The sequence below is a fragment of the Limnohabitans sp. 103DPR2 genome (genome assembly GCF_001412575.1).
Lineage (GTDB): Bacteria > Pseudomonadota > Gammaproteobacteria > Burkholderiales > Burkholderiaceae_C > Limnohabitans_A.
In genome coordinates this window covers 2700597-2726073 of sequence record NZ_CP011834.1, presented here as the reverse complement: position 1 = coordinate 2726073, position 25477 = coordinate 2700597, and the positions used below count along the sequence as shown (strand labels likewise).

Below are 25477 nucleotides of genomic sequence, written 5' to 3'. Positions count from 1 at the left end.
GCCTGCTGCACAGGCCCAAGGCTTCAGGGCGGGTATCAAGACAAGAGGGGCTTGTCCCTCACCATTCGTAAAGGAAATATTTATGCGACTGAACATCTCGACCATGCGACTTAAGAGCGCCTTGCTGGCACTTTGCTTCGCCGGTACGCTCCAGACGGTGCACGCGGCGTACCCTGAAAAGCCCGTCCGATGGATCATCCCGGGGGCTGCGGGCGGCGCGGCCGATGCCACCGCCCGCATCGTTGCCAATGCGGTGAGCGCGCGCTGGGGACAGCCGATCGTCATCGATAACCGTCCGGGGGCCACCGGGACGATCGCCAATGACGCGACGGCGAAAGCCACACCGGACGGTTACACCTTGGGTCAGGCGACCATGTCGACCTACGTGATGTCCACCCATGTGCTTCCCCGCCTTCCCTACAAACCCGCAGAAGATTTCACCAACATCGCCAAGCTGTGCACCAGCCCTTACCTCCTGGGGGTGACGCAGAGCCTGCCGGTGAACTCGGTGTCCGAACTGGTCGCCCGCGCCAAGGCCCGGCCCACCGAGTTGAACTATGGTTCCTCCGGTAACGGATCAGCCCTGCATGTGGCGACGGAGCTTTTCCGCTCGAGCGCGGGCATCAAGATCACCCACGTGCCCTACAAGAGCGTTCCGGCATCGGAGATGGACCTGATTGGCGGCCAGATCCAAATGATGATCGGCAACTTCGCCACGATGGCCACCCATGTGCAGTCCGGCAAGATTCGTGCGCTCGCCATCACCAGCCCCAAGCGCTCGCCCCTGTTGCCCAACGTGCCGACGATGGCCGAAGCCGGCATTCCTGCCGCCGAGCTCACGACCTGGATTGGCGTGATGGCGCCTGCGAAGCTGCCGCCTGCCATTGCCAAGAAGATCCATGAGGAGTTCACTGCCGCAGTGAAGGACCCGAAGGTCATCAAACAGCTTGCCGATATCGGGTGCGATGTCGACCCGACGACTATGGAAAACTTCGACCGCCTGGTCCAGTCGGAAAACGCGCGCTGGGGAGCCGTTGTCCGTCAAAACAACATCACAGCAGACTGATGCAGGCAAGTCGGGGGCCCCATCATCTCCCGCTGCCGCTGTTTTCATCCGGGGCACGGCACACGGCGCTGGCTCGGGATTTTCTTGTGCCGCTCGGTGGGTGAATCCCTAAAAGCCGAAAGGGCTGAGCGTATGCGAAACGAAGATGGAAGAAAAGTGAATCGGATCAAAGTAGGAATTGTAGGTGCCGGGGGCATTGGCTTGGCGAGTGCGGCCTGGGCCGCCCATCGCGGTCATGGGGTTTCAGTGTGGGCACCTAGTGGTAGCGCAAATGCGCTGCGAAACGAGCCGTTGAGCGCAACGGGCGCATTGGAAGCGACGCTTGCCGTGGGGGTCTCCGATAGCGCGCAGACGCTGGCGGATCAGGCCGACGTGATCCTGATTGCTGTTCCACTCAATGCCCATAAGGCAGTGATGGACGCACTGTTGCCGAATCTGCGTTCCGGACATCTGGTGATTGTCAGCTCAATGGGATCGTTGTCGTCGCTGTACTTGTATGAGCGCGCCGTCGCGCGCGGCATTGACCTTTGTGTTGCGAGCTTCGGCACGACCGCTCTCACGGCGCGGCGCAAGGGGCCGACTCAGGTGAACATCATGACTCGGCGTAGCCAGGTCGCGATCTCATGTCTGCCACAGACGGCCGCACCTCAGGCGCTCGCTGCTTGTGAGGCGCTGTTTGGCGACGGGTTCAACGAGGAAAAAGACCCGCTTGTCTCAAGCCTTGCGAATACCAGCGCTATCACACACGTGCCGCTCGCATTGTTCAATTGGACGAGGATTGAGCGAGCAGAAAACTGGCCCCAGTATCACTACATGACGCCTCGCGTGTCCTCCGCCATTGAGGCCATCGACGCTGAACGCCTGGCCGTTGCCGGTGCATTCGGTATCGAGGTGCGCAGCGTCAAGAAACACTTCTCGCAATCGTTCAAGGCCGAAGGGGATCGTCTAGAGGACATAGCCGCCGAGCTGCATAAGAAGCGTGGCGGACCGCCCGGGCCGACCCGGATCGATACCCGATACCTGTCGGAAGACGTGCCATATGGGCTCGTATTCCTCCTGGCACTTGGACGTGTGGCCAACGTCAATATGCCCTACACGCAGGCCATGATCAGCATGGCAGAACTGATCGTTGGAGAGGATTTTCTAGCGGGCAATGATTTGGTCGTTCATCTGGAACTCGCATCATCGTCCGTCGAAGGACTCCTGTCTCGTGTGCGAGTCTCTAGCGTCGTAATTTGAATTCATTGTCGGGGCAATGCCGTGGTACTCAAGTTGAGACAAATCGAGGCGTTCCGCTCCGTCATGCGCGAGGGAAGCATGGTGCGCGCCAGTTCGGCGATGGCGATCACGCAACCCGCTATTAGCTACCTGATCAGTGGTCTCGAAAAAGAGGTGGGGTTCGAGCTTTTCAGTCGACGCGGTGGCAAGCTGACACCGACGCCGGAGGCTCTGCAACTCATGGCAGAGGTCAACAGGCTCTACGACGGCCTGGATGGCATCAAGGCTGCCGCGCAACAGATCGCCAACCATGAGCGGGCTACTGTTCGCGTCCTCCTCACACAGGCTCTTGCGAGCGGCCGCATCATGAATGCGATCGGGCAATTTGCAGTCGCTCATCCGGGGCTAAAACTGGATGTCGATGTGGACCATCGGTTGACCATCATGCATCGGATCAGCTCTGCCCAAGCGGATTTGGGTATTCTTTCGTTGCCGCCGGTAATGGAAGGGGCTATTGCGACGAAGCTATTCGACAGCGAGCTCCTGTGTGTCGCGTCCGCGCCTGGCTTCCTTCATGGCGGAGTGAATGTCGCGCCCGCTGACCTTGATGGCATACCTGTCGTCGGGATCAAACCTGGGGGCGTGATCCGGCCGATGGTCGAAAACTGGTTTGCCACGGCGGGCGTCAGTCCAAAGTTCGTGATTGAGGTCGGTGATGCGGGGGCTGCCATCGAGCTGGTTCGTGCTGGCCTGGGTGTGACGATCGTCACCAGCATCAGCTTGCCTGAACATCAACGGGCAGGTCTGATTACGCTACCTCTCGATCCCATACAAAATTTTGAAATCGGAGCCATTGTTCCGTTGATGCAGCACCCAAATCGAGCGGCGCAAGCCCTTGTCGAATCCCTTCGGGTCAGCCTAAAAAACTAGCCTGTGCCGGCAGACAGGACTGCCCTATCAAAGGGACTTATAGACCGGCCGGATCTTTTGATGGGCTTATTTCACGGTTTCGAAAGACAATCGATTCGGCTTCCAAGTCCACTGAAATTACCCCAAAAAAGCAGTTGGTTGCGGCATAAAGGGTGACATCAGCGGGGTGTCCAAATGAATCGGAGAAATGAATGAATCGGTATCTCAAAAATCTTCTGGGAATTTGCATAGCTGTTGGCGCCGTCTTTAGCGCACATGCGCAATGGCCGGATCGCGCCATCAAGATCGTGGTGCCTTACCCAGCAGCAAACTCCTCAGACGTTGCAGCTCGACTGATCGGTGAAAAACTGGCAGCGCAGCTTGGTCAACCGGTGATCGTCGAAAACCGTGCGGGTGCAAGCGGGACACTCGGCACCGCCTATGCGGCCAAACAGCCTGCAGACGGTTACACCCTGGCCATCGGTGCGCCCGGCCCCCTCAGTGTTGGTCCCTGGACAACTGTGAGACCCCTCCCGTATGACCCGGTTAACGATTTCGTGGTGGTCGGCGCCATCGCCTGGGCGCCGCAGGTGCTCGTCGCGAAAAAGGACCTGCCTGTCAAGAACTTCCAGGAGTTTCTGGCCTACGCCAAGAAGCCCGGCGCCACACTGAGTTACGGCTCATCCGGCGTGGGAACGGTGCCGCAACTCATCGTGGCCCAAATGCTGAAGCAAACGGGTGTCAAGGCCGAACACGTCCCCTACCGAGGCGGTGCGGCGGCAATCACTGATCTGCGAGGCGGCGTCATCGACTTCATGTCGGACACCGTGCCCGTTGTGAGGGGCATGATTGCCGAAGGCACGATCAAGGCGTTGGGTGTGAGTACAGCCGAGCGGATTCCATCGCTTCCGGACGTTCCGACTCTCCAGGAGCAAGGCGTCAAAGACTTCAACCTGCAGGGCTACATCTTGTTGGTGGTGCCGGCCAAGACACCGGACCAGATCGTCTTCCGCCTGAGGAATGCGATGGACTCTATCGTCAAAGAATCAGATGTGCGCAAGCGTCTGCTTGAGATGGGGCTGACCCCGATGGATTTGCCGCGGGAGCGCTTTGCCACTTTCCTCCAGACCGAGTCGGCCCGCTGGAAGGCTGCAGTTGATGCCGCAGGCGCGGCAAAGACCATGGAGTGATCGTTTGTGTAGTGAAGCCGGAAGTGCTCATGGCATGCAAGGCTGATCACACAGCTTGAGCCTACTTGCTGGTTTCTGGAGATATTGGGGCGCATGCCGCTGATGGCTCCAGAAGGCCAAGCGAATGCCTCCGGCCCACCTTGCAGCGTCAGGCGGCATGCAGCCTTCCAGGCACATGGTCGTGCCAATCTCCTAAGCTGATCTGTTGGGCGTAGACGCCGCAACCTCATCACCTTTGCTCAACCAACGTAGGCAGATTGTCTGCTTGCGTCTCTTTCCCGCAGTGAGAGGTCGTCATGCAAATAAATGTGACTTATTGGCCGGTCTTGAATATTGATTTGCTTGATGGGATGGCGGCAGGAAAAATCAGACCTGCTTGATTGATCGGCGTGAATCGCGCTCCTTACTGGGAGAACTACATCAACACGACCGAGTCATGAGCATGCGCTATGGCCGCAATAGATCTTCAGGTTCCGGTGATATCAACGGCCTGGCAAAGATCCCTTGCGTAGCCTGGCGTTAGAGCTTCTGCACTGAGAAACGACTAAAGGATTTTTACAATGATTCGCATCGGCGTTGACATAGGCGGCACCTTCACAGACTTCTGTGGGTGGCGAGAAGGCAGTGGCACTGAAGTCATCAGCTTGAAGGTTCCCTCTACGCCTCCGGCTTTCGAGGAGGGCTTTCGCCAGGGCTTCGAGTTATTGCTAGAGCGATTGGGACCCCAGGACGGCGAGCCGGCGGTCGTCATGCACGGCACGACCGTGAGCACGAATGCCGTGATCGAGCGCAAGGGGCCGAAGGTCGCTTTCATCGTGACCAAAGGCTACCGCGACCTGCTGGAGCTACAGCGAATGGGGGTTCGCAATCCCCTGAACATCTTTGAGACGCGGACCAAGCCACTGGTGGAACGCGCGATGGTCTTTGAGGTGGACGAGCGGCTTTTGCACGGGGGGACGGTTCGAACCCCAATTCGTCAAGAGGCGATTCAGGAACTGGTCAAGCAGGCCAAGGATGCAGGCGCGAACGGTTACGCGGTGGCACTGCTTCACAGCTACGCCAATCCAGCGCACGAACGGGCTGTCGAAGAAGCCATTCGCACCGTGGTGGGTGCCGATGCGGAAGTCAGTCTTTCCAGCGAAATCTGGCCGCGTGTCGGTGAGTATGAGCGGGCGATCGTGAGCGTGCTCAACGCGTTTGTGAGAAAGCGCATGAATGAATACATCGGCGCCGTTGAGCGGTATGTTGAGAGCCGGCTGCCGGGTTCGCAGTTGTTTGTCACGCGCTCCAACGGCGGCGCCATGGCGGCCGCTGAAGCGCGGCGCTTCCCGGTGCACACGCTGCTTTCCGGTCCGGCCTCTGGCGTCACCGCCGTCCAATACCTAGCCCGAGCGGCTGGTGAGCGCAACATCCTCACGATGGACATGGGCGGTACGAGTACCGATATCTCGCTGCTGCGAGATGGCCAAGCCATGACATCGAATGCCGCCGAGGTCGGCGACTTCCCTGTCGTGATGCCGGTCACAGGCATCGAGGCTATCGGTGCGGGCGGAGGATCCATCGCCATGATCGATGATGGTGTGCTGCGGATTGGGCCGCAAAGCGCGGGTTCGTATCCGGGGCCAGCCTGTTTTTCTCGCGGCGGAACGGCACCCACGCTGACCGATGCCTACCTGCTAGCCGGATATCTTCCTGAAGCTCTCCTGGGCGGGAAGATGGGGCTTGATCGAACTGCCTCTGAGCGTGCGATGGCTCCCGTCGCCAGTGGGCTGAAGGCTGATGTATTCGGCGCGGCCGATATGTGCGTGGCGGTAGCGAGTTCAAACATGGTGGCTGGCGTGCTTCCCTACCTGGCGCGCCAGGGGGTCGACCCCGAAGACCTGACACTGCTCGTGTACGGCGGCGGTGGCGGCATTCACGGCCCCCTCCTTGCCGCTGAACTCGGCATCAATCGCGTGCTTGTGCCCACAAGCCCTTCAACATTCTGCGCATTCGGCGGGCTTGTCTCCGAACTCAGTCACGACGTGATGGAAACGGTGCATGGGCAACGTGTGGATGGGACCGCACTCTCCGAAAAGTACAAAGCACTTCGCCAGGAGGCAGGTGAATGGCTGTCCCGGCAGGCACCGCCTGAGCGCTTGGTATCGACCGGCTTCGAGTGCTGGGCCGAGATGCGCTACACCGGCCAGTCCTTCCAGGTCGATGTGCGCTTGCCGGATTCTGCGGTCGAGTCTGCAGACCTCAGCGCAATGCATGCGATCTTCCATAAGGAGCACGAGCGAATTTACAACCACTGCGATCCCGAAGCGCCAGTTGAATTTGTCGACCTGCGCGTCCGGATCCGGGGGGCCATGTCGATACCAGAGCCCGCTGCACCATCTTCATCGGCGGTCGGGGATGCATTCAAGGGCTCGCGGTCGATGCGTTTCCAGGGAGAGATTTTTCCTGAGGCGCCTGTCTTTGAGAGGTCTCGCCTCACCCATTCCGACGAAGTGCCCGGTCCCGCCGTGATCGAGCAATTTGACGCCACCCTCGTAGTGCCACCCGGCTTTGTGGCCCGCGTGGGCGCCTACGGCACCATTCTCATGACCCGGAGTTGACCCATGGATGCAGTTCGTACCGCCATTATGAGCAATCGCTTTAACGCGATTGTTGAAGAAGCGTCTGCAGCGGTGTACCGCACCGCTCATACAACGTTCGTCAAGCTTGTCCAAGACTATCAGTGCGCAGTCGCGACCGTCGATGGCGACATGTTTGCCTATCCCATGCTCTCGGGGGTGAATGTCTTTGTCGGCTCGCCTCTGAAGCCGACCCTTGACGCCATCGGGCGAGAAAACCTGAAGCCGGGCGACATCGTGATCACCAATGACCCGTTCACAACAGACGGCCTGGTTACGCACCTGATGGACATCACGCTGCTTTATCCGATTTTTCGGGATGATCGGTTGATTGCCATTGGCTGGGCCTTCGTGCATGCGTCGGATATCGGCGGAGCCGTGCCGGGCAGCATTTCTCCCGCCTTCACTGAAGTATTCCAGGAGGGGCTCAGACTCAGGCCCGTCAAGCTCTATGAGGGCGGCGTGCTCAACACCACGGTCAAGGCGATTCTTGCCGACAACAGTCGCATCCCCGGCGAAGTATGGGGAGACATCCAGGCCATGATCTCCGGCCTCAAGAGCATTGACCGTCGAGTCAATGAGTTGTGTGGCCGATATGGCGGTCAAGCCGTTGAGCAGGCGATGCAGGATGTCATTTCCTACGCGGAATCCAAGGCTCGCACAGCCATTGCATCCATCCCGGACGGCGTCTACGACTTCTCCGACTACTTGGAGGGAATCAATGACCGCCAGATTGCTTTCTTCTCGGCGCGGATGACCGTAAGCAAGGGAGAGATCCACCTCGATTTCTCAGGGACAGACCCACAACTTCCGGCTGCGTACAACCTGGTGAGCGGCGCATCAACGCACCCCTATGTTGTTCAATGCCTTTACGCGTTCATCCTGACGATGGACCCGTTAACCCCACGCAACGCCGGAATCCTGCGTGCCATCTATTCGTACACGCCGCGCGGTACGGTATTGAATGCCGTTTTCCCTGCATCCGGCGGATCCCGCGCGGCATCTGCAACGCGTGCCTACGACGTTCTCCTGGGGTGCATCAACCAGGCCCTGCCGGAGGGACTCGCTGCCGCCGACTCGGGCAATGCGGGCGTGATTGTCGTCGCAGCCCCAGATCCGCGCACCGGGCGTGATCGCGTGAACGTCATCAACACGATTCATGGCGGTGGCGGAGCGCGTCGCAGTCGCGACGGCGTCGATGGAACAGCAGTCCGGTACTCGCAGCGCAGCGTTCCTGTGGAAATCATTGAGGTGGAGACTGCGATGATCATGCGGGCCATTCGGATCGTTCCCGACAGCCGGCGTGCGGGTCGCTATGTCAGCGGCGCCGCCCTCCAGATGGAGATTGAAAATACCGCCCACCGCGCAGTCATGACTGTGCGCAACATGAATCGCTTTGTCTTTTCGGCCTGGGGCTTCAGAGGCGGAGAACACGGCGTCAAAGGCACTGCTGTCCTGAACCCAGGCCGTCCTGATGAACGTTCCATCGGCAAGATCTCCGTGCTCGAACTCAATCGAGGTGATGTGATCCAGATCACAAGCCCGACGGGCGGTGGATTCGGTGACCCGATGGAACGAGACCTTGCTGCGATTGCCAGCGAAATCCGCAACGGGATGCTGTCAACCGAACGGGCCAGTCAGGTCTATGCGGTTGTTTTTGATGAGCATGGCCAGATCGACGAGGTGGCGACTGCCGCCAGGCGACGGGAGAGAACCAGGGCGGACACTCCGGAATTCACTTTCTGCGATGAGCGCTTGCGGCAAGACCAAGTCTGGCCCCAAGACATGAGGCGTCAACTTGCGGCCATGGCCCTGACCTACGATCAGCGTATCCGCAGCCAGCTGGTAGGAACAGTCCACCATCGCATGATGAACGATGGGCATCAGGTCGATACAAAGATCATCCAGCAGATGGTTGACGACGAGGCGGCGAACATGACAGGTGTTCGGCGCTTGTCCGTGTAGATCCGACGGGATCGATCGTCAGCAGTCATTCAAGCCTTGGAATCAAAGTGGCAGTCAGTGTTCTCGAAATTTTCAAAGTAGGTATTGGTCCCTCCAGTTCACATACGGTGGGGCCGATGCGCGCGGCACGCATGTTCACCCTTGCTCTGGCCTAGCAGGGAGTTATGACTTCGGTCACGCGCGTCCTTTCCGAGATGTTCGGATCGCTGGGTGCCACTGGTAAGGGCCATGGCACTGACTCGGCGGTGTTGCTCGGACTTTCGGGTCACGAGCCCGATACCGTCGATGTCGACCAGGTACCCGCAATTCTGGAGGGCATACGAGGCTCAAGTTCCCTGCTCCTCCAGGGAGCGCATCGAATCGCTCTTGACGAAGAAGCGGACCTGATGCTCAGTGGTCTCCAGACGCTGGCGTTTCACTCAAATGGAATGAGGTTCACTGCCTTCGATGCTAGCGGAAGCACACTACTTGAGAAGACCTACTACTCGGTCGGTGGGGGATTTGTCCTGAGTTCCGAGGAAGCCGAAAAAGAGGCCAGTCCCATGGCCACAGTGCCGGGTGGAACAAACTTGCCGTTTCAATTCCACAGCGCTGTGAACGGCCCCGGGAATCGAGGAGGCTCCAACCTTTAAGAGAATGGAGCCATGAACAAGTCACCCAAGTTTTCACCAGAAGTCCGCGAGCGGGCCGTTCGCATGGTGCAGGAGCACCGAGAGGAATACCCATCGTTGTGGGCGGCGGTGGAATCGCTGGCACCCAAGATCGGATGTGTGCCCCATACGCTGTACGAATGGATGCGCAAGCACGAGGTTGACAGCGGGGTACGTCAAGGCACGACCACGGTAGACAAAGATCGGCTCAAGGAACTTGAACGTGAGAACCGCGAGCTGCGCAAGGCCAATGAAATCCTCAAGCTGGCCAGTGCGTTTTTTGCCCAGGCGGAGCTCGACCGCCGTTTGAAGAACTGAAACGATTCGTGGACCTGCACCGTGACACCTACGGGGTCGAGTCCATCTGCAAGGTGCTGCAGATGGCCCCATCGTGTTACTGGCGCCACGCAGCGCGCAAGTGCAATCCTGGGTTGCGCAGTGCCAGAGCCAAGCGAGACGAGCAGCTCATGGCTGACGTCCAGCGTGTCTGGCATGCCAACTGGCAGGTCTATGGTGCCGACAAGGTCTGGTTGCAAATGAACCGTGAAGGCATCCAGGTGGCGCGCTGCACCGTCGAAAGGCTGATGCGCAAGGCGGGGCTGCAAGGCGTGCGCAGGGGCAAATCGGTGCGGACCACGACACCGGATGCTTCGGTGCCGTGCCCGCTCGATCGGGTCAACCGGGTCTTCAAGGCCGACAGACCCAATCAGCTGTGGGTGTCGGACTTCACCTACGTGAGTACTTGGCAGGGCTGGCTGTACGTGGCCTTTGTCATCGATGTGTTTGCCCGCCGCATCGTGGGCTGGCGAGTCAGCCGCACCATGCAGACTGACTTTGTTTTGGATGCGCTGGAGCAGGCTTTGTACGAACGCCAGCCTGCAGCCAACGATTTGATCCACCATTCGGACAGGGGCTCGCAATTCGTGAGCATCCGCTACACCGAGCGACTGGACCAGTCCGGTATCAAACCATCGGTCGGCAGCAAGGGCGATTCCTACGACAACGCGCTGGCCGAAACCATCAACGGGCTGTACAAGGCCGAGTTGATTCACCGCCGGGGACCCTGGAAAAACAGGGAATCCGTGGAACTGGCCACCCTGCAGTGGGTGCACTGGTTCAACCACATCCGACTGCTCAAGCCGATTGGGGGCATCCCTCCGGCAGAAGCTGAGGCAAACTACTGGCGCCAGCTTGCTGCTGCCAGCACCTCGACAGAGGTATCAACTTAAGCCAACCAGCCTCCTTGATACCCGGGGCCGTTCACAAGTACCCATTCCGCCAACCCAAAGGCGACATTAAAAATGTGTCAGTGGGCGTCTGCTTCTGGCCGGCTCCTGCCTTTCTCAGTCCACCACATCCGAAACCGCTTGGTTGTGATTTTTGGTCACCTACCAATGCCGCAAATAAACCGATCGATTCGTCCACTCGTAAGTTGTTGATCTTCTTGGCCATAGACAAAGAGCCTTGTGGACTTCGGCCCATTTCCGGGGGCCTGGGGTACTGAGAGAAATGGCCGGAAGAGAGAGAGTCAGTCAGGCGCAGAACCGGTCTGACCGCGCAGAGGGCGAAGTCCGCAAGTTTCCGCACGAACCCGCAACAACACGGGGCAACTCGCACCAACGGACGAAAAAAATCCCCAACTCAGACGAGTTGGGGATTGGGTATTGGTGGAGCTGGCGGGAATTGAACCCGCGTCCACAAGCCATTTTCGTACAGTTCTACATGTGTAGTCGTCTGATTTGAGTCTCGTCAAACCAATCGCGCAGCGACACGCTATTGATCCAACCAGCATCCTATTTTCTCGCGCCACACCAAGATGCCCGATGTGACGCCAGCCCATATGTTTTCCCTTGCAGCCTGGAAGCTTTAGGTTTTAACGCCTGTTGCCCCCTTGCCCAGCCTATCGGCCAACTGTTGCAAGGCTCACCGGATTAAGCGGCGAGTGCGAAACGTTCGTCGTTTGCAGTTAGTTTTTTTTCTGCTGTTTTACGAGGATCAGAACCTCGACATGCCCTGCCACGCGTCCGAACCCATGTCGAAACCAGTGCAGCCCCAAGCCTCGTATTTTAGGCCGGTTCTGCAAATTGCAAGGGGTCATTTGCGCGCAATGCGCCCTTATTTGCGCAATGCCTCTAAAACAGCCCGTTCTGAGGGGGTGGTTCTCCCCGTATCTAGGATCAAGGCTTCAGCTTCTTGAAAGCCGTCACTTTGCACCAGGCTGCGCAGGGAACTGACCTCCTGGCGATATTTTTCAAGTAATTGCTGGGCATTCAGGTGCCCCAAGCCCAGATGGCCTTTGACGGTCATTTCATGCTTCACCCGTTCCATGATACGGTTCACGTCTTGCTTGGTGAGGTGCAGACGTTCGGCTTCGACGTTGAGGGCGTTGCGATCGGTGTGGGAGATTTGGCCACGTGCCAAGACGTCGCGAAACTCGTTTTCGAAAGTTTCACGGTCAATGCGCAATTGGTCGGTGAAGGCTGACGCCATCAAGCCAGCTGGAATGGCAAAAATGCCAATGCCAATGAGGCTGATGATCACGGTCATGGCGCGGCCCAAAGGGGTAATGGGCGAAATGTCGCCATAACCCACACTGGCCAAGGTGATCACAGCCCAGTACATGGCATCGGGAATGGTGTTGAATTTGTCGGGCTGCGCGTCGTGTTCCAACTCATAGCCCAAGCTGGCTGTGAGCACCACCAGCAGCAGCATCATGAACGCAGAAGCAAACAGCACGCGTTTCTCGCGCTGAATGGCTTTGAGCAAGGTGTTCAAGGTGCCGGTGTAGCGCGTGACTTTGAGCAAGCGCGTTAACCTGAAAATTCGCAAGAAGCGGGTGTCCATGAACTGGTTGAGCAAGAGGCCCAAAAAGTAGGGCAGGATGGACACCAGGTCAATGAGGGCGGGAATGCTCACCAGGTATTTGAGTCGACCTTTGACGGGATCGCTGTAATGCGGCGACTCGCAACTTGCGTAGGCTCTGGCCAAGTACTCGACCGCAAACAAGGAGAAGGTGGCAATTTCCAAGACTTCAAATTCGTATTTGAAAATGGCATGGATGCCGGGCACCGTTTCCAACACAATGCACACCACCGAGACCAGCACGGACCAAATGATCAGTTGGTCAATGTAGCGGTGCAGGGGCCCTGAGTAAGGCGTTGCATGGAGCAGCGCGTAAACCTTTTGACGAAACGTACGGTCTTTGTTTTTGCGAACAAAAAATTTGATGGCCGACACCAAGGCGCCCACCACGTTGATTTTGCGAAAGAAGACCCGCATCAGGTCAGGCTTTCAATGCGGCCAAATCGCACCATGGTGTTGCCCACCGCAAAGCGTTTGCTGCGTGTGGGCATGACCAACACGGCGTTGTCGTAGGGTGTGCGCAGGGTGTGACCGGCGTCTTCGGCCAATGCTTTGCCAGCTTGTTCAATCACTTCCAAGCCGTTGTAGACGTCCAGCCATTCGAAGTCGAGCGACTTGGCGGCATAGCCCTCGGTCACTTGCACCACTTTTTGTTCAACGGGGGGCAAACTGCAACGTGCATCAACCCATTGCGCATCTGCAACGCCAGTGACTTTTAAAAACTTCAGCGTGGTTTCGCGGGCAATTTGCTCGCAGGCTTTTTCCCAATGCTGGCCAGCTTCTAGCAAGATGGCCGTGTTGTGTTTGTGGGGGTCACCAAAGGCTGCCCGCTCAATCATGCGCAGGCCATTGGCGTGGCCGGTGTCCATCATCAGCCATTCGGGCAAGCCAATCTTGGCAGAGAGATTGACTGATTTTTGCCCACCTTGGGGACGGACGCCACATACCATCAAGGGTGCACTGGGCGCGCTCATGGAGTGCAAGTCGAGCAGGTAGTCGGCGGTGTCGATGTAGGCCACCAGTTCGCGCGCGCGTCGCAACTCCACGCTGTCACGGGGGCCATTGAGCACCTCGTCAGACCAGACGCGGTTGAAATCTTCTTCAACGTAACGGTTGCCATCGGGGTTTTGCGGATCCCACATGGCATAGGCCGCTACGTTGGCAAAGATGAAGGACACCACACCGCTCGTGGGTTGGAAATTTTGTTTGAACAAATAGTCGAGGGTGATGGCGCCACTTAACTCGTTGCCGTGCGTAAGGGCCTGGACAATCACGTGCGGGCCAGGTTTGCCAGAGTCGAGGCGGGTGACGTAGTCAATGCCCACATTGCTTTGGCGGTAAGCGCTGATGTCGGGTGCGGTCAGCTCAACTTTGAGTGAGGGTGGCGAGAGGGTCATGGTGCGATCACTTTGCAGCTTTGGATTTGGCGAACTGCGCCAACACAGCGGTCAGTTGTTGAAGGTCTTGTGCCAACTTGTCGTAGCTGGCACCTTTGCCGCGTCCGGTGGCATCGGTGTACAAGCGTTTGTTCAGCTCAACTTGCAGGCTGTGTTTGCCTTGTGCTGGATTGGAAAACGCGCGCACCAGTTCAACGCCTTTGAAGGGGTCGTTGATCTTCACCTCATAACCGCAGCCTTGCATGAAATCTTTCACCAAGTGGGTGAACTCGGCATCGCAGGTGGTGCCATCGCGATCGCCCAGCACCACGTCTGCGCGGGCAATGCCCGCACCGCCTTCACCCATCTTGCCGCTCACAGCATTCATGGAATGGCAGTTGATGTGATAGCAAACGCCAAAGGCCTGGTGGTGCGCATCTATCAGCTTTTGCAGTTGCGCTTGGTAGGGCAGGGCATAGCGTTGAATGCGTTGTTGCACTTCATCAATGCTCAGTTTGCGATCGTAGATGGGGCGGCCATCGTCCAAGGTGCGCCAAATCAGTGACTTGCCAATGCTGGCTTTGCCACTGGGCACATAGGTGTGGGGCCATTCGCCGTCGATCATCGACAGGTCGACATCGCCCACATGGCGATTGGGGTCGATGTAGGTGCGGGCAAATTCGGCCAACAACAAATGAGCACCGTGCTGGGGAGCGTGTGACCACAACGCATCGATGAACACGTCTTCGCCATCACGCAAGTCATCGAGTGGCAAGCAGGCATTGAAGTCTTGTGGAAAGGTGGGGCTGGAATGCGGTGAGTCCATCACCAAGGGCACAGCTTGCTGCGCCAAGAAAAGGCTGTAGGCCTCGGTTTGGATGGGTGCTGACATGAATGCTCCTTGAAGACCCCTGTGGATTGGGGTTCATTCTAGAGCCATGTCAGGGGTTCAAATCAGTGGCCGCCTGCCGGTTTGGCGTCTTTCTTGGCATCGCCTTTGCCGTCACCTTTGCCATCACCTGCTTTGGCTGCGCCGCCTTCTTGTACCCTGACCACTTTGCATTTCTTTTGGGCAGGCTCTTTGGAGGTCGCTGGCAAGTCTTCGCAAATTTTTTCAACCTTGTAGGCCCAAGCAGAGGGCATGGCCCATAGGCTGGCGCTCAGCGCCAACACGGCGGTCAAAGATGTGATGCTGAAATTAAACATGGGTAGCCATTAAGATGCGCATTGAAACAAGGGCCATTGTCGGCTTTAATCAGACCCAAATTATCTGAAAGAAGAATCAATTGTCAAATCTGATCCGTTGGCCTTTGACTGCCCTAGGGGTTTGGGGCGCTGCTTGGTATGTGTTCATCTTCTTGGTGGAACAAGGCATGCATTCCTCGGTGGCCATGTTGTTTTCCACCTTCGTAGGCGTCTCGGCGGCTGCCATGGGCTGGCACCGGGGCATGTCGCAAGCGCGCTCGGCGGCACTGGCCATGGGTTTTCCGGTGTCGTTTTGGTTGTTGGGGACAGCCAGCATTCCCGCATGGGTTTGGTTGCTGCCCCTGGTGATGATTGTTTGGATTTACCCCATGCGTGCGTGGCGTGACGCGCCTGTGTTTCCAACGCCGCTGAACGCCCTGCGCGATGTGCCGCGCTATGCCATCTTGCCTGCGCAAGCCAAAATCTTAGATGCCGGTTGTGGCGCCGGCGATGGACTCAAGGCCTTGCGATTGGCCTACGTGAATGCACAGTGGATTGGCATTGAGTTCAGCCGTCCTTTAAGTTGGTTGGCCAAGTTCAGATGCCCATGGGCCGAAGTGCGGTGTGGCGACATTTGGCAAGACCATTGGGGTGCTTACGACATGGTCTATTTGTTTCAACGTCCCGAAACCATGCCGCGCGCCGTTGAAAAAGCCAAGGCAGAAATGAAACCTGGCGCTTGGCTGGTCAGCTTGGAGTTTGAAGCAGCAGAACTCAAGCCAACCGCCAAAACCGAGGCCAGTCCAGGCCGGCCCGTTTGGTTATACCAAGCGCCTTTTACGGGTCAATCCCGAGAGACAAGATAGGCTTTGCGCCTATCATCTTCGAATCTAATTCATTCGGAGATTTTTCATGCTCAAACCCGGCCTCATCATGGACCGTCCGTTGCTCTTGTCTGGCATTCTGGAGCATGCTGCGGCGCAGTTTGGGGGGCAAGAGGTGGTCTCGCGTGAAACGCATGGCCCGCTGTTTCGCTACACCTATGCAGAGTGCGCCAAGCGTTCACGCAAGTTGGCCAATGCCCTCAAAGGTTTGAATTTGAAAGAGGGCAGTGTGGTGGGCTCCATCGCATGGAACAACCACCGCCATCTGGAAGCGTATTACGCCGTGTCGGGCAGTGGCATGGTGATGCACACCTGCAACCCACGCCTTCATCCTCAGCAACTCATTTACATCATCAACCACGCCGAAGACGAAGTGGTGTTGTTTGACACGACTTTCGCACCTCTGATCAAAGGTATTGCAGCACATTGTCCCAACGTGCGTGCTTGGGTTTGCCTCACCGAGCGTGCGCACATGCCTGAAATTGAAGGCGTGGCCAATGTGCTCTGCTATGACGAACTGATTGCACCTGCCAGCGATGTGTTTGTTTGGCCTGAGTTTGATGAGCGCACGGGTGCCGCAATTTGCTACACCTCCGGTACCACGGGCAATCCCAAAGGTGCCATGTACTCGCACCGTGCCATTGTGATCAATGCCATTTCCGATTGCTTGCCCAGCATTTTGAATTTGTCGCCAGACGAAGCCATTCTGCCCGTGGTTCCCATGTTCCATATCAACGCGTGGTGCATTCCTTATGCGGCGCCTGTTGCTGGCGCCAAGCTGGTGTTGCCCGGCCCCAAGTTGGACGGCGCCAGTTTGTACGAACTGATGGAATCCGAAAAAGTCACCATCAGCGCAGGCGTACCCACCATTTGGATGGCGCTCATTCAGCACGTGGAGCAAAACAAGTTGCGCTTCAGCACCATGAAACGCACCGCAGTAGGAGGCTCCGCCATGCCCATTGCCCTTATAGCCAAATTCAACGACGACTACGGCGTTGAAGTTCGACATGGCTGGGGCATGACTGAAACCACTGCTGTGGCCACCATGAGCAGCATGACGCCAGAACAAAAAGCCATGCCCGCAGCCGATCGCCATGCTTTGGTAGGCAAACAAGGCCGCTCGGTTTTTGGTGTCGACATCAAGGTGGTGGACGAAGAGGGCAACACGCTGCCACGTGATGGCACATCACAAGGCGAGTTGATGGTGCGTGGTCAGTGGATTATTTCGGGCTACTACAAAGGCGAAAAATCACCCTTGGTGGACGGTTGGTTCCCCACAGGCGACATCGCCACCATTGATGCGCAAGGCATCATGCAAATTCGCGATCGCACCAAAGACGTCATCAAAACGGGTGGCGAATGGATCAGCTCCATTGATTTAGAAAACGCGGCAATTGCTCACCCTGCCGTGGCCATGGCCGCTGTCATTGGCGTGAAGCATCCCAAGTGGGACGAGCGTCCCTTGATGTTTGTGGTGCGCAAGCCAGGTCAGAGCGTTGAGAAAGAAGAGATCTTGGCTTTCTTGGAAACCAAAGTGGCCAAGTGGTGGGTGCCCGATGACGTGATCTTTTTAGAGTCCCTGCCTGTCGGTGGTACCGGTAAAGTTCAAAAGGGTGACCTCCGCAAAACTTATGGCGGTGTGTTCAGCTAACGGAAGACATCAATGAAGCGTTACCGCCAGCTGCTGTGGTGTTGACGCTGATAGAGCGCTCTTGAACCAAGCGTGAAAGTGGGAGGTCTAGCGTGCCAGGTTGAAGCCCAATCAGGCTGGCCAAAGGACCTTCCCTTTGAGACAAAAACTGAGAAAAATTTAAAATTTCCTCGGTTGAGCCATGCATCAAAACTGTTTGAGTCTTGGGAAGTTGATCTCTGGTTTTGAAGCTGATAATGTCTTGCACAGCCATGGGCAACGTGGAAACGAAGGATTGCAAGTCCTTCAAAACAATTGCCTTAGAACCAATGGCACAAACCGCCGCCAGTTGAATGAGTAAATCGTCTTGCCAAGATGCTTGAGTGCCGATGTTGCAAAGAACATGCGGCCTTGGATTGACAAAATACTGGTTAGTTTCACCTGTGGGACCGTTCATTTCAGCGACAAGCCCCGCAGGGTTGCATGCTGAAAATCGTGCGCACATTTGCGCAAGTTGTGTACGGTGATTTGAAAGTGCCCAGCTGTATAGTGCTTCTAGCGCTTTTGCAGTTGGGGGAAGGGTGCTTCCCCCAACACGTTGAACGCTGCGCAATGCCGCATCATCAGGACATGCAGACAACAGACGCAACAAATACAAAGGGCCGCCAGCTTTGGGGCCTGTACCCGATAAGCCATCGCCACCAAAAGCTTGAACGCCGACGACGGCTCCCACCATGTTTCGGTTGACATACACATTGCCCGCATGAACAGTTTGGGTCATTTTTTGCACGGCTTCATCGATGCGAGAGTGCACGCCAAAAGTCAGGGCATAACCAGTTGCGTTGATGTCGAGTAGCAGTTGATCGAGGTCAGTTCGTGCGTAGCGCAGCACATGCAAGACAGGACCAAAAATTTCATTGGGTGCATCTTGGATGCTTTCGATCTCGATGATGGTGGGGGCAACATAGGTTCCAGTCAGATCACTCCCATTTCGATGCTGAAGACGGTGTACGCGTCTACCCATGCCTTCAAGTTCTCTGATGTGTGACTCAATTTTTTCTTGCGCTTTGACGTCAATGACGGGTCCCACGTCGGTTTCCAGTAAGGCTGGATGGCCCATGGTTAACTCTGCCATGCCGCCTTTGAGCATTTCGATGGCTGGATCCGCCACTTCATCTTGAATGCACAAAATTCGAAGAGCAGAGCAGCGTTGTCCGGCTGCCTCAAAGGCAGAGGTCAAGGCGTCACCAATCACTTGCTCGAGCAAGGCGGATGAGTCAACAACCATACAGTTGAGCCCCCCTGTTTCTGCGATCAAAGGTACGACCTGGCCGTGTCGGTTCATCCGTTTTGATAAAACTTGATTCAGTTTCTGAGCAGTCTGAGTGGAGCCTGTAAACAAGACGCCTTGCACCCGAGAATCGCTCACCAAAGCATTTCCTACAGACAAGCCAGTGCCAGGCAAAAGTTGCAGTGCAGACCGAGGTACACCTGCCTGCCACATCAATTGAACCGCTAAGGCTGCAATGCCTGAGGTTTGCTCTGCGGGTTTGGCAAGAACGGTGTTGCCTGCAGCAAGTGCTGCCGAGATTTGTCCTATGAAGATGGCCAATGGGAAATTCCAAGGGCTGATACAAACGACTGGCCCTAAGGGATGGTGTGTTGCGTTGCTGAATTCTTGGCGTATTTGCAAAGCGTAGTAACGCAAGAAATCAACTGACTCGCGTATTTCAGCCACAGCATGTGCCCATGTTTTGCCTGCTTCGTGAATCAGCAAATGAAGACACTTCAAAGATTCACTTTCTAGCAAAGCAGCCGTTTGCTCTAAGGCTTCTGCTCTTTTGTGCGGCAATGTTTGAGCCCAGGTTGATGCAAACGCCTCAGCTTCTTGGAGGGCTGTTTCAATGTCGCGGGAACTCGCATGTTGCAAGCTTCCAAGAATGTGTGAATGCTTTGCAGGATTGACCACCGTGTCTATTTGTGCACCTCCAACAGTGCCAGCCAGCAACGGCTTGACTTGGATTTGAAGTGGTGTGTTTTCAATGTAGTGTTGGATGCGTGCCAGTGTAGGTCCGTGGTTGAGATCCCATCCGTTGGAATTTAAGCGCTCTGTGCCATACAAGTTCTTCGGCATGGGTATGTGTGCATTCGGTTGTCCTGGTGCGACATGGAGGCGATTCGCTTCGTTTTCTGTCAAAACAACAGGGTCTTGTACCAGTGACTCAATGGACACGGATGCATCGGCCATGCGATTGACGAAAGAGCTGTTGGCGCCGTTTTCTAGAAGTCTTCGCACCAGGTATGCAAGCAAAGTTTCATGCGTGCCGACAGGCGCGTAAATGCGGCAAGGTCGATTCAATTGCGCAGGCCCAACCACCTGCAAATACAGGGGTTCTCCCATGCCGTGCAAGCATTGAAACTCATAATGACCTATTTGGTACTTGCCACAAACGTCTTCAGCAATGCTCACAATGCTTGCGACGGTATGTGCGTTGTGTGTCGCGAACTGAGGAAAGACTTTGTCAATGGCACCTAACAATTTTCTGGCGCATGCCAAATAGGAAACATCAGTGTGATGTTTTTGTGTAAAAACTGGGTAGTCGATTTGGCCTTCAACTTGTGCGCGTTTGATCTCGCTGTCCCAATACGCACCTTTGACCAAACGGATCATCAAGCGGTGATTGGCGCGTTGGGCCAAATCAATCAGGTAATCAATAACAAAGGGGCAACGTTTTTGATAAGCCTGAATCACAAAGCCCATGCCATCCCAGCCAGATAGCTCAGGGGCGAAACATAAAGCTTCAAGAATGTCCAAGGAAATGTCCAGTCGCTCGCTTTCTTCTGCATCAATGTTCAGGCCCATGTTGTATTGCTTCGCCAACTGCGCTAACTTCAAAACCTGTGGAATGAGTTCGGTTTTGACGCGCTGAACTTGAGCGCGGCAGTAACGGGGATGCAGCGCAGACAATTTGATAGAAATTCCCGCGCCGTCTTGCACCCCTTTTCCCTGGGCAGACTGGCCAATGGCATGAATGGCCTCTTCGTATGCATTGAAATAACGCTGTGCATCCTGGCGCGTCATGGCTGCTTCGCCTAGCATGTCGTAAGAGTATCTAAACCCTTTTGCTTCCATGCTTTGAGAACGGCTCAATGCTTCATGAATGGTTTGCCCCGTTACAAATTGTTCACCTAACATTTGCATGGCAAATTGCATGCCTTTTCGAATCAAAGGCTCACCCTGCTTGCCGACCAAGCGTGTCAAGGCTGACATGAGTTCGTGCTCATCATGGCTTGACATCAACTTGCCGGTTAAAACCAGACCCCACGATGCGGCGTTTACAAACAAGGAGTCAGATTGCCCCGCATGGCGCAACCAATTTCCATCTTTGACTTTGTCTCTGATGAGCGCATCTCTCGTTGCCGCATCGGGGATGCGCAGTAATGCTTCGGCCAAACACATCAGTGCGATGCCTTCATTGCTCGACAAGGCATATTCCTGCATCAAACTTTGAACGCGACCCGCACGACCTGTGCGTCCTGACCCATCTCGCATTCCCTGAATGAGTTTCTTGGCAAGCGTGTCTGTTTGCGTCGCGACAGACTTGCTTTGACGCGCTTGGCTCAGCAACGCTTGCACCGCAACGGGTTCAGGTCGTCGAATGGCTTGCGTGATGGCTTGGCGTAATGGCGTGCTGTGGTCCATAGGGTCTCCTTGAATCAGCACATTTGCTGATATTTGAATACCTATGATCCATGTTTTTTATAGTATATTTCTCTAAATAAATGATTTAAAACTGGATAATATTTTGTATGAAAGATATTTCAGAAAGTATTGATCGGATTGACTTGCGCATATTGGACTGCATGCAAAAGAATGGTCGCATCAGCAATCTCAAGTTGGCAGAAGCGGTGGCCCTCTCACCCACGGCGGTATTAGCGCGTGTGCAACGACTCACCAAAGAGGGTTACATCTTGGGCTATGAAGCACGCCTCAATCCATTGAAATTGGGCGCGGGGATGTTGGTGTTTGTCGAAGTTTTACTGGACCGAACCAACCACAATGTGTTCGAGCAATTCAAGGCTGCGGTTCAGGTCCGTGATGAAATTATGGAGTGCCACATGGTGGCGGGTGGCTTTGATTACCTGTTGAAAACTCGAACAGCCAATATGAACAGCTACCGTGAATTCGCCGGAAGTGTCTTGTGGCAATTGCCCGGCGTCAGAGAGACGAGAACCTATGCTGTGATGGAGGAAGTCAAAAACAGTTCGGCAATTCCATTGTTGAGCTAGTCAACTCGAACGATGAGTTTCCCAAGCCAATACAAATTGCCGCTGCGCCTCAGTCTCTGGCGTATGCGGCTCTTCTAGGCGTTTGTCCACGGCTTGCCACTTTTGCAGCAGCAAGTCCAACGCGGCCTGTCCGTTCAGGCCTTGGTTCACAAGCCATGTGGCCGCCACCGTGCCCGTTCTACCAATGCCTGCACGGCAATGCACATAGACCTTGCCACCTTGTGCCAAAGCTTCGTCCATGCTGCGCAAGATGACTTGCATTTGCGCTGTGCTGGGCACACCAAAATCAGTGATGGGGTGGTTGATGCGCACAGCACCGCCCAAGGGTTGGTAAGGCTTTAAAGGATCGTTGGAAGAGGTCAGGTCAATGAAATGCGTGATGCCCATTTTCGCCAACAACTGCAAACGCTCGGGCAACAGGGCCTCACCCTCTTTGCCAGGATGCTCGCCCGCCAACACATGCCCAGCCCACAGCCAATAGGTATTGCCGTGAGGGCGGGGCAGTGCATCGCCGCGCGGGTCTAAAAAAGAAAGCCCGCCGGCAGGGCCGACGGGCTTTGATATGACAGACATCAGTGCGCCAGAATTTTGGACAAGAAGTCTTGCGTGCGTTCGTTCTTTGGATTGGCAAAGAACTCGGTCGCTGTGTTTTGTTCCACGATTTGACCTTGGTCCATGAAGATCACGCGGTCGGCCACGGAGCGGGCAAAGCCCATCTCGTGCGTGACGCAAATCATGGTGATGCCTTGGTTGGCCAACTCCACCATCACGTCCAACACTTCATTGATCATCTCGGGGTCGAGTGCAGAAGTAGGCTCATCAAACAACATGATCTTGGGTGTGAGGCACAAAGAGCGTGCAATGGCCACGCGCTGCTGCTGACCGCCAGACAATTGCAAGGGGTACTTGTTGGCTTGCTCGGCAATGCGCACGCGCTTGAGTTGTTGCATGGCGCGCTCTTCGGCTTCCGCTTTTGGCACATTGCCCACCCACATGGGGGCCAGCGTGAGGTTTTCCAGCACCGTGAGGTGAGGGAACAAATTGAACTGCTGGAACACCATGCCCACTTGGCGGCGCACCGCTTCAATGGACTTGACGTCATCGGTCAGTTCGGTGCCATCCACTTTCAGGGAGCCTGATTGATGCACTTCCAAACGGTTGATGCAGCGGATCAAGGTACTTTTGCCAGAGCCTGATGGACCGCACACCACAATGCGCTCGCCTTTGGCCACCGACAAGTCAATGTCACGCAACACGTGGAACTCGCCGTACCACTTGTTGACTTTAGAAAATTCGATGATGGGACTTGAGGTACTCACTTCACTGTCTCCGTGTTCCAGTATTCAGATGGGATTCCAGCCATTGGCTGTAGCGTGACATCGCAAAGCATGCGATGAAGTAAATGGCGGCCACAAACAATTGGCCTTCAATGAAAAACTTGCGCCAGTCGGCATCGCCCAGCGCCAATTGCACCGCACCTGTGAGGTCGTACAGACTCACAATGGTCACCAAGGACGTGTCCTTGAAGGCACCAATGAAGGTGTTCACAATGGCAGGCACTACCAAGCGCAAGGCTTGTGGCAACACAATCATGCGTTGAATTTGCCAGTAGCTCAGACCCAATGAATGCGCCGCTTCAACTTGACCTTTGGGCAAAGCTTGCAAGCCGCCGCGAATCACTTCAGCCAAGTAGGCCGCCGTGAACAAGGTCATGCCCACCAACACGCGCACCAGCACATCAATCTTGGTGCCCTGGGGCATGAAGAGTGGCAAGATGAACGAGGCCATGAACAGTACGGAGATGAGTGGCACACAGCGCACAAACTCGACAAACACCACACACAAAGTGCGAATGGCAGGCAAGTCGGATTGACGTCCCAGGGCCAGCAAAATGGCCAAGGGGAAGGCCACCACCAAACTCACACTGGCCAGCAGCAAGGTGAGGGGCAAGCCACCCCAGCGGGCTGTTTCAACTGTGGTGAGACCAGCAAAGCCGCCGTACATCAAAGCGAAGAAGAAGGCGTACACCATCACCCAAGCCACTGCCAATGCAGGGCGCCAAAAGGTGCGCAAGCAAGACACGATCAGCAGTGCCACCAAGACAGCGCTGGCCACCAAGGGACGCCATTGCTCTTCAAAGGGGTAGCGACCGAACAAGATGAGTCGACCTTTTTCGGCTACCACACCCCAGCAGGCACCCAAGCCATGTGCTGCACGGCAAGCTGCGTTGTCGGCATCGGGAATGGCGTACCAAATGGTCCAGTTGAAGATGGGTGGAATGGCCCACACCAAAAGGCCCAAGAACACCACGGTGAGCAGGCTGTTGACGGGGCCGTCAAAGAAGCCGCGCTGAATCCATGCCCAAGCACCCGATTCATTGACGGGGGGGCGACGTGCTTCGATGGGTTCGAAATGTTGTTGATAACCGGTGGTTTGCATCATCGGTCCTTGATTCGCACACGGCGGTTGTAAATGTTCATGAGTGCGGAGGTCAGCAAGCTCAAGCTTAAATAAATGAGCATGACCAACGCAATGCACTCAATGGCACGACCCGTTTGGTTCAGGGCGGTTGAACTGATGGACACCAAGTCGGGGTAGCCTACAGCCACAGCCAACGAGGAATTTTTGATCAGGTTGAGGTACTGGCTGGTGAGTGGCGGAATGATCACGCGCATGGCCTGCGGCAATTGAATGAGGCGCAACTCTTGTGTGCGCTTCAAACCCAAAGCCACAGCGGCTTCGTGTTGACCAAACGACACCGACTGAATGCCAGCGCGCACCACTTCGGCAATGTAGCCCGAGGTGTAAACAGTGAGGCCGATCAACAAGGTGAGGTATTCGGGGGTGACGGAGCCGCCGCCCACCACGTTGATCTCGGTCACTTCAGGGATGTCGATTTCACTTGGCGCGCCGCCGATCAGCCATCCAATTACGCCAAACAACACAAACAAACCCATGCCAGGCAAGAAAGAGGGCTTGGTGTGGCCGGTGGCTTCAAAGTGCTGCTTGACGTGACGTGACCAAAATTTCCAAGCACCGATGCCCACGCACAAACCAATGAGCGTGCCCCAGTGTCCGGGTTCCCAGACGGGCAAGGGGTATTGCAAACCGTTCTTGCTGAAGAATACGCCAGCCAAGGGCTTCAGGGGTGATTCAATGGGCGGCAACAACTCGGTCATGGCAAAGTACCACATGAAGAGTTGCAGCAGCAGCGGAATGTTGCGGGTGACTTCGACGTAGCTGGCGCACAAGGATTTGACCAAGGTGTTTTTGGTCAAGCGGCCAATGCCAATCAAGGTGCCCAGCAGGGTGGCCAAAACAAGGCCAACCAAGGCCACTCGCAAAGTGTTGGTGAGGCCAATGACATAGGCCATCAAATAACTCTGCGAGGAATCGAATTCAATGAGACTTTCGCCAATGCCGAAACCGGCTGGCTGGAGAAAGAAATCAAAACCACTTTGAATGCCCCGTGCGCGCATGTTGGCGAACGTGTTGGACATCAAGTAGCCCACGGCCAGAACCAGTACCAAGATCGCTAGGATTTGGTACACCAGTCCGCGGAAGGCTTGGCTGCGCCAAGACCACTGACGTTTGGGAGGAGGAGGGGTGCTCATGAGAATAGACCGGCCCGCAC

At 56.0% G+C, this 25477-nt stretch carries 19 protein-coding genes, 1 other RNA gene, 1 pseudogene and 1 other annotated feature; of the genes and pseudogenes, 11 read left to right on the top strand and 10 right to left on the bottom strand.

Translation table 11 applies throughout. The features are described from left to right. Positions 1 to 82 precede the first annotated feature (82 nt). The 8 genes and pseudogenes from L103DPR2_RS13205 to L103DPR2_RS13165 all read left to right on the top strand — a co-directional run bounded on the left by L103DPR2_RS13205 (position 83) and on the right by L103DPR2_RS13165 (position 10845). Positions 83 to 1066, top strand: a complete 984-nt coding sequence (locus tag L103DPR2_RS13205; RefSeq protein WP_055361510.1) for a Bug family tripartite tricarboxylate transporter substrate binding protein — start codon at positions 83 to 85, stop codon at positions 1064 to 1066. Positions 1067 to 1162: 96 nt separating this feature from the next. Beyond that, positions 1163 to 2305, top strand: a complete 1143-nt coding sequence (locus L103DPR2_RS13200; protein ID WP_255416935.1) for an NAD/NADP octopine/nopaline dehydrogenase family protein — start codon at positions 1163 to 1165, stop codon at positions 2303 to 2305. Between the two features lie 21 nt (positions 2306 to 2326). Beyond that, the gene (locus L103DPR2_RS13195) at positions 2327 to 3214 is read left to right on the top strand and encodes a LysR family transcriptional regulator (protein ID WP_055361508.1); all 888 of its coding nucleotides are present in this window, start codon (positions 2327 to 2329) and stop codon (positions 3212 to 3214) included. Positions 3215 to 3405: 191 nt separating this feature from the next. After that, a complete protein-coding gene (locus L103DPR2_RS13190; protein ID WP_055361506.1) occupies positions 3406 to 4383 on the top strand; it encodes a Bug family tripartite tricarboxylate transporter substrate binding protein in 978 nt (325 codons plus the stop codon). A gap of 560 nt (positions 4384 to 4943) precedes the next feature. Continuing rightward, positions 4944 to 6983 carry a hydantoinase/oxoprolinase family protein gene (locus L103DPR2_RS13185; protein ID WP_055361504.1) on the top strand — a complete coding sequence of 680 codons (2040 nt, stop codon included), beginning with the start codon at positions 4944 to 4946 and terminating at the stop codon, positions 6981 to 6983. 3 nt (positions 6984 to 6986) lie between these two features. Beyond that, positions 6987 to 8966 carry a hydantoinase B/oxoprolinase family protein gene (locus tag L103DPR2_RS13180; RefSeq protein WP_013518716.1) on the top strand — a complete coding sequence of 660 codons (1980 nt, stop codon included), beginning with the start codon at positions 6987 to 6989 and terminating at the stop codon, positions 8964 to 8966. A gap of 47 nt (positions 8967 to 9013) precedes the next feature. Further along, positions 9014 to 9598: pseudogene (locus L103DPR2_RS13175) on the top strand (serine dehydratase beta chain). A 12-nt stretch (positions 9599 to 9610) separates the two neighbouring features. Then, positions 9611 to 10845, top strand: a protein-coding gene (locus L103DPR2_RS13165) for an IS3 family transposase (RefSeq protein WP_156339916.1) whose coding sequence is annotated in 2 segments (ribosomal slippage) — positions 9611 to 9893 and positions 9893 to 10845 — 1236 coding nt in all. Because the reading frame shifts where the segments join, the coding sequence is not laid out codon by codon here. Then, positions 9889 to 10005: a sequence feature (AL1L pseudoknot), on the top strand. Its footprint overlaps the gene before it by 117 nt. Before the next feature lie 436 nt (positions 10846 to 11281). Here the strand turns inward: L103DPR2_RS13165 and ssrA are convergent. From ssrA to L103DPR2_RS13145, 5 genes are all read right to left on the bottom strand, one after another. After that, positions 11282 to 11670, bottom strand: a transfer-messenger RNA (tmRNA) gene (gene ssrA / locus L103DPR2_RS14260). 61 nt (positions 11671 to 11731) lie between these two features. Continuing rightward, positions 11732 to 12895, bottom strand: a complete 1164-nt coding sequence (locus tag L103DPR2_RS13160) for an ion transporter (protein WP_055361493.1) — start codon at positions 12893 to 12895, stop codon at positions 11732 to 11734. Beyond that, positions 12895 to 13875: a succinylglutamate desuccinylase/aspartoacylase domain-containing protein gene (locus tag L103DPR2_RS13155; protein ID WP_055361492.1), complete on the bottom strand. Its 981-nt coding sequence runs from the start codon at positions 13873 to 13875 to the stop codon at positions 12895 to 12897. Before L103DPR2_RS13155 ends, L103DPR2_RS13160 begins: the two co-directional genes overlap by 1 nt. A gap of 7 nt (positions 13876 to 13882) precedes the next feature. Further along, entirely contained in the window at positions 13883 to 14746 is an 864-nt protein-coding gene (locus L103DPR2_RS13150; protein WP_055361491.1) for an N-formylglutamate amidohydrolase, read from the bottom strand. A gap of 62 nt (positions 14747 to 14808) precedes the next feature. Next, the gene (locus tag L103DPR2_RS13145) at positions 14809 to 15060 is read right to left on the bottom strand and encodes a hypothetical protein (RefSeq protein WP_055361490.1); all 252 of its coding nucleotides are present in this window, start codon (positions 15058 to 15060) and stop codon (positions 14809 to 14811) included. Between the two features lie 80 nt (positions 15061 to 15140). Here L103DPR2_RS13145 and L103DPR2_RS13140 point away from each other — a divergent pair, with 80 nt between their 5' ends. Beyond that, a complete protein-coding gene (locus L103DPR2_RS13140) occupies positions 15141 to 15905 on the top strand; it encodes a class I SAM-dependent methyltransferase (RefSeq protein WP_055361488.1) in 765 nt (254 codons plus the stop codon). A gap of 46 nt (positions 15906 to 15951) precedes the next feature. Beyond that, positions 15952 to 17574, top strand: coding sequence for a long-chain-fatty-acid--CoA ligase (locus tag L103DPR2_RS13135; protein ID WP_055361486.1), 1623 nt, complete (start codon positions 15952 to 15954; stop codon positions 17572 to 17574). Here the strand turns inward: L103DPR2_RS13135 and putA are convergent. Continuing rightward, on the bottom strand, positions 17567 to 21256 hold the full coding sequence (gene putA, locus L103DPR2_RS13130) for a trifunctional transcriptional regulator/proline dehydrogenase/L-glutamate gamma-semialdehyde dehydrogenase (RefSeq protein WP_055361484.1): 3690 nt from the start codon (positions 21254 to 21256) through the stop codon (positions 17567 to 17569). The two genes, L103DPR2_RS13135 and putA, sit on opposite strands and share 8 nt — an antisense overlap. A gap of 107 nt (positions 21257 to 21363) precedes the next feature. Between putA and L103DPR2_RS13125 the strand changes: the two genes are divergently transcribed. Further along, complete coding sequence (locus L103DPR2_RS13125) at positions 21364 to 21843, top strand: Lrp/AsnC ligand binding domain-containing protein (RefSeq protein ID WP_055361481.1); 480 nt, start codon at positions 21364 to 21366, stop codon at positions 21841 to 21843. On the opposite strand, the gene L103DPR2_RS13120 is transcribed toward L103DPR2_RS13125, so the two are convergent. The 4 genes from L103DPR2_RS13120 to L103DPR2_RS13105 are packed head-to-tail and all read right to left on the bottom strand — an operon-like array spanning position 21844 to position 25457. Beyond that, positions 21844 to 22416, bottom strand: a complete 573-nt coding sequence (locus L103DPR2_RS13120; RefSeq protein WP_055361479.1) for a protein-tyrosine phosphatase family protein — start codon at positions 22414 to 22416, stop codon at positions 21844 to 21846. Next, positions 22416 to 23162: an amino acid ABC transporter ATP-binding protein gene (locus L103DPR2_RS13115; protein ID WP_055361477.1), complete on the bottom strand. Its 747-nt coding sequence runs from the start codon at positions 23160 to 23162 to the stop codon at positions 22416 to 22418. The genes L103DPR2_RS13120 and L103DPR2_RS13115 overlap by 1 nt, the downstream gene beginning before the upstream one ends. 1 nt (position 23163) lies before the next feature. Further along, positions 23164 to 24285: an amino acid ABC transporter permease gene (locus L103DPR2_RS13110; RefSeq protein WP_231717648.1), complete on the bottom strand. Its 1122-nt coding sequence runs from the start codon at positions 24283 to 24285 to the stop codon at positions 23164 to 23166. Further along, positions 24282 to 25457, bottom strand: a complete 1176-nt coding sequence (locus L103DPR2_RS13105) for an amino acid ABC transporter permease (protein ID WP_055361476.1) — start codon at positions 25455 to 25457, stop codon at positions 24282 to 24284. Before L103DPR2_RS13105 ends, L103DPR2_RS13110 begins: the two co-directional genes overlap by 4 nt. Between the last annotated feature and the right edge of the window lie 20 nt (positions 25458 to 25477).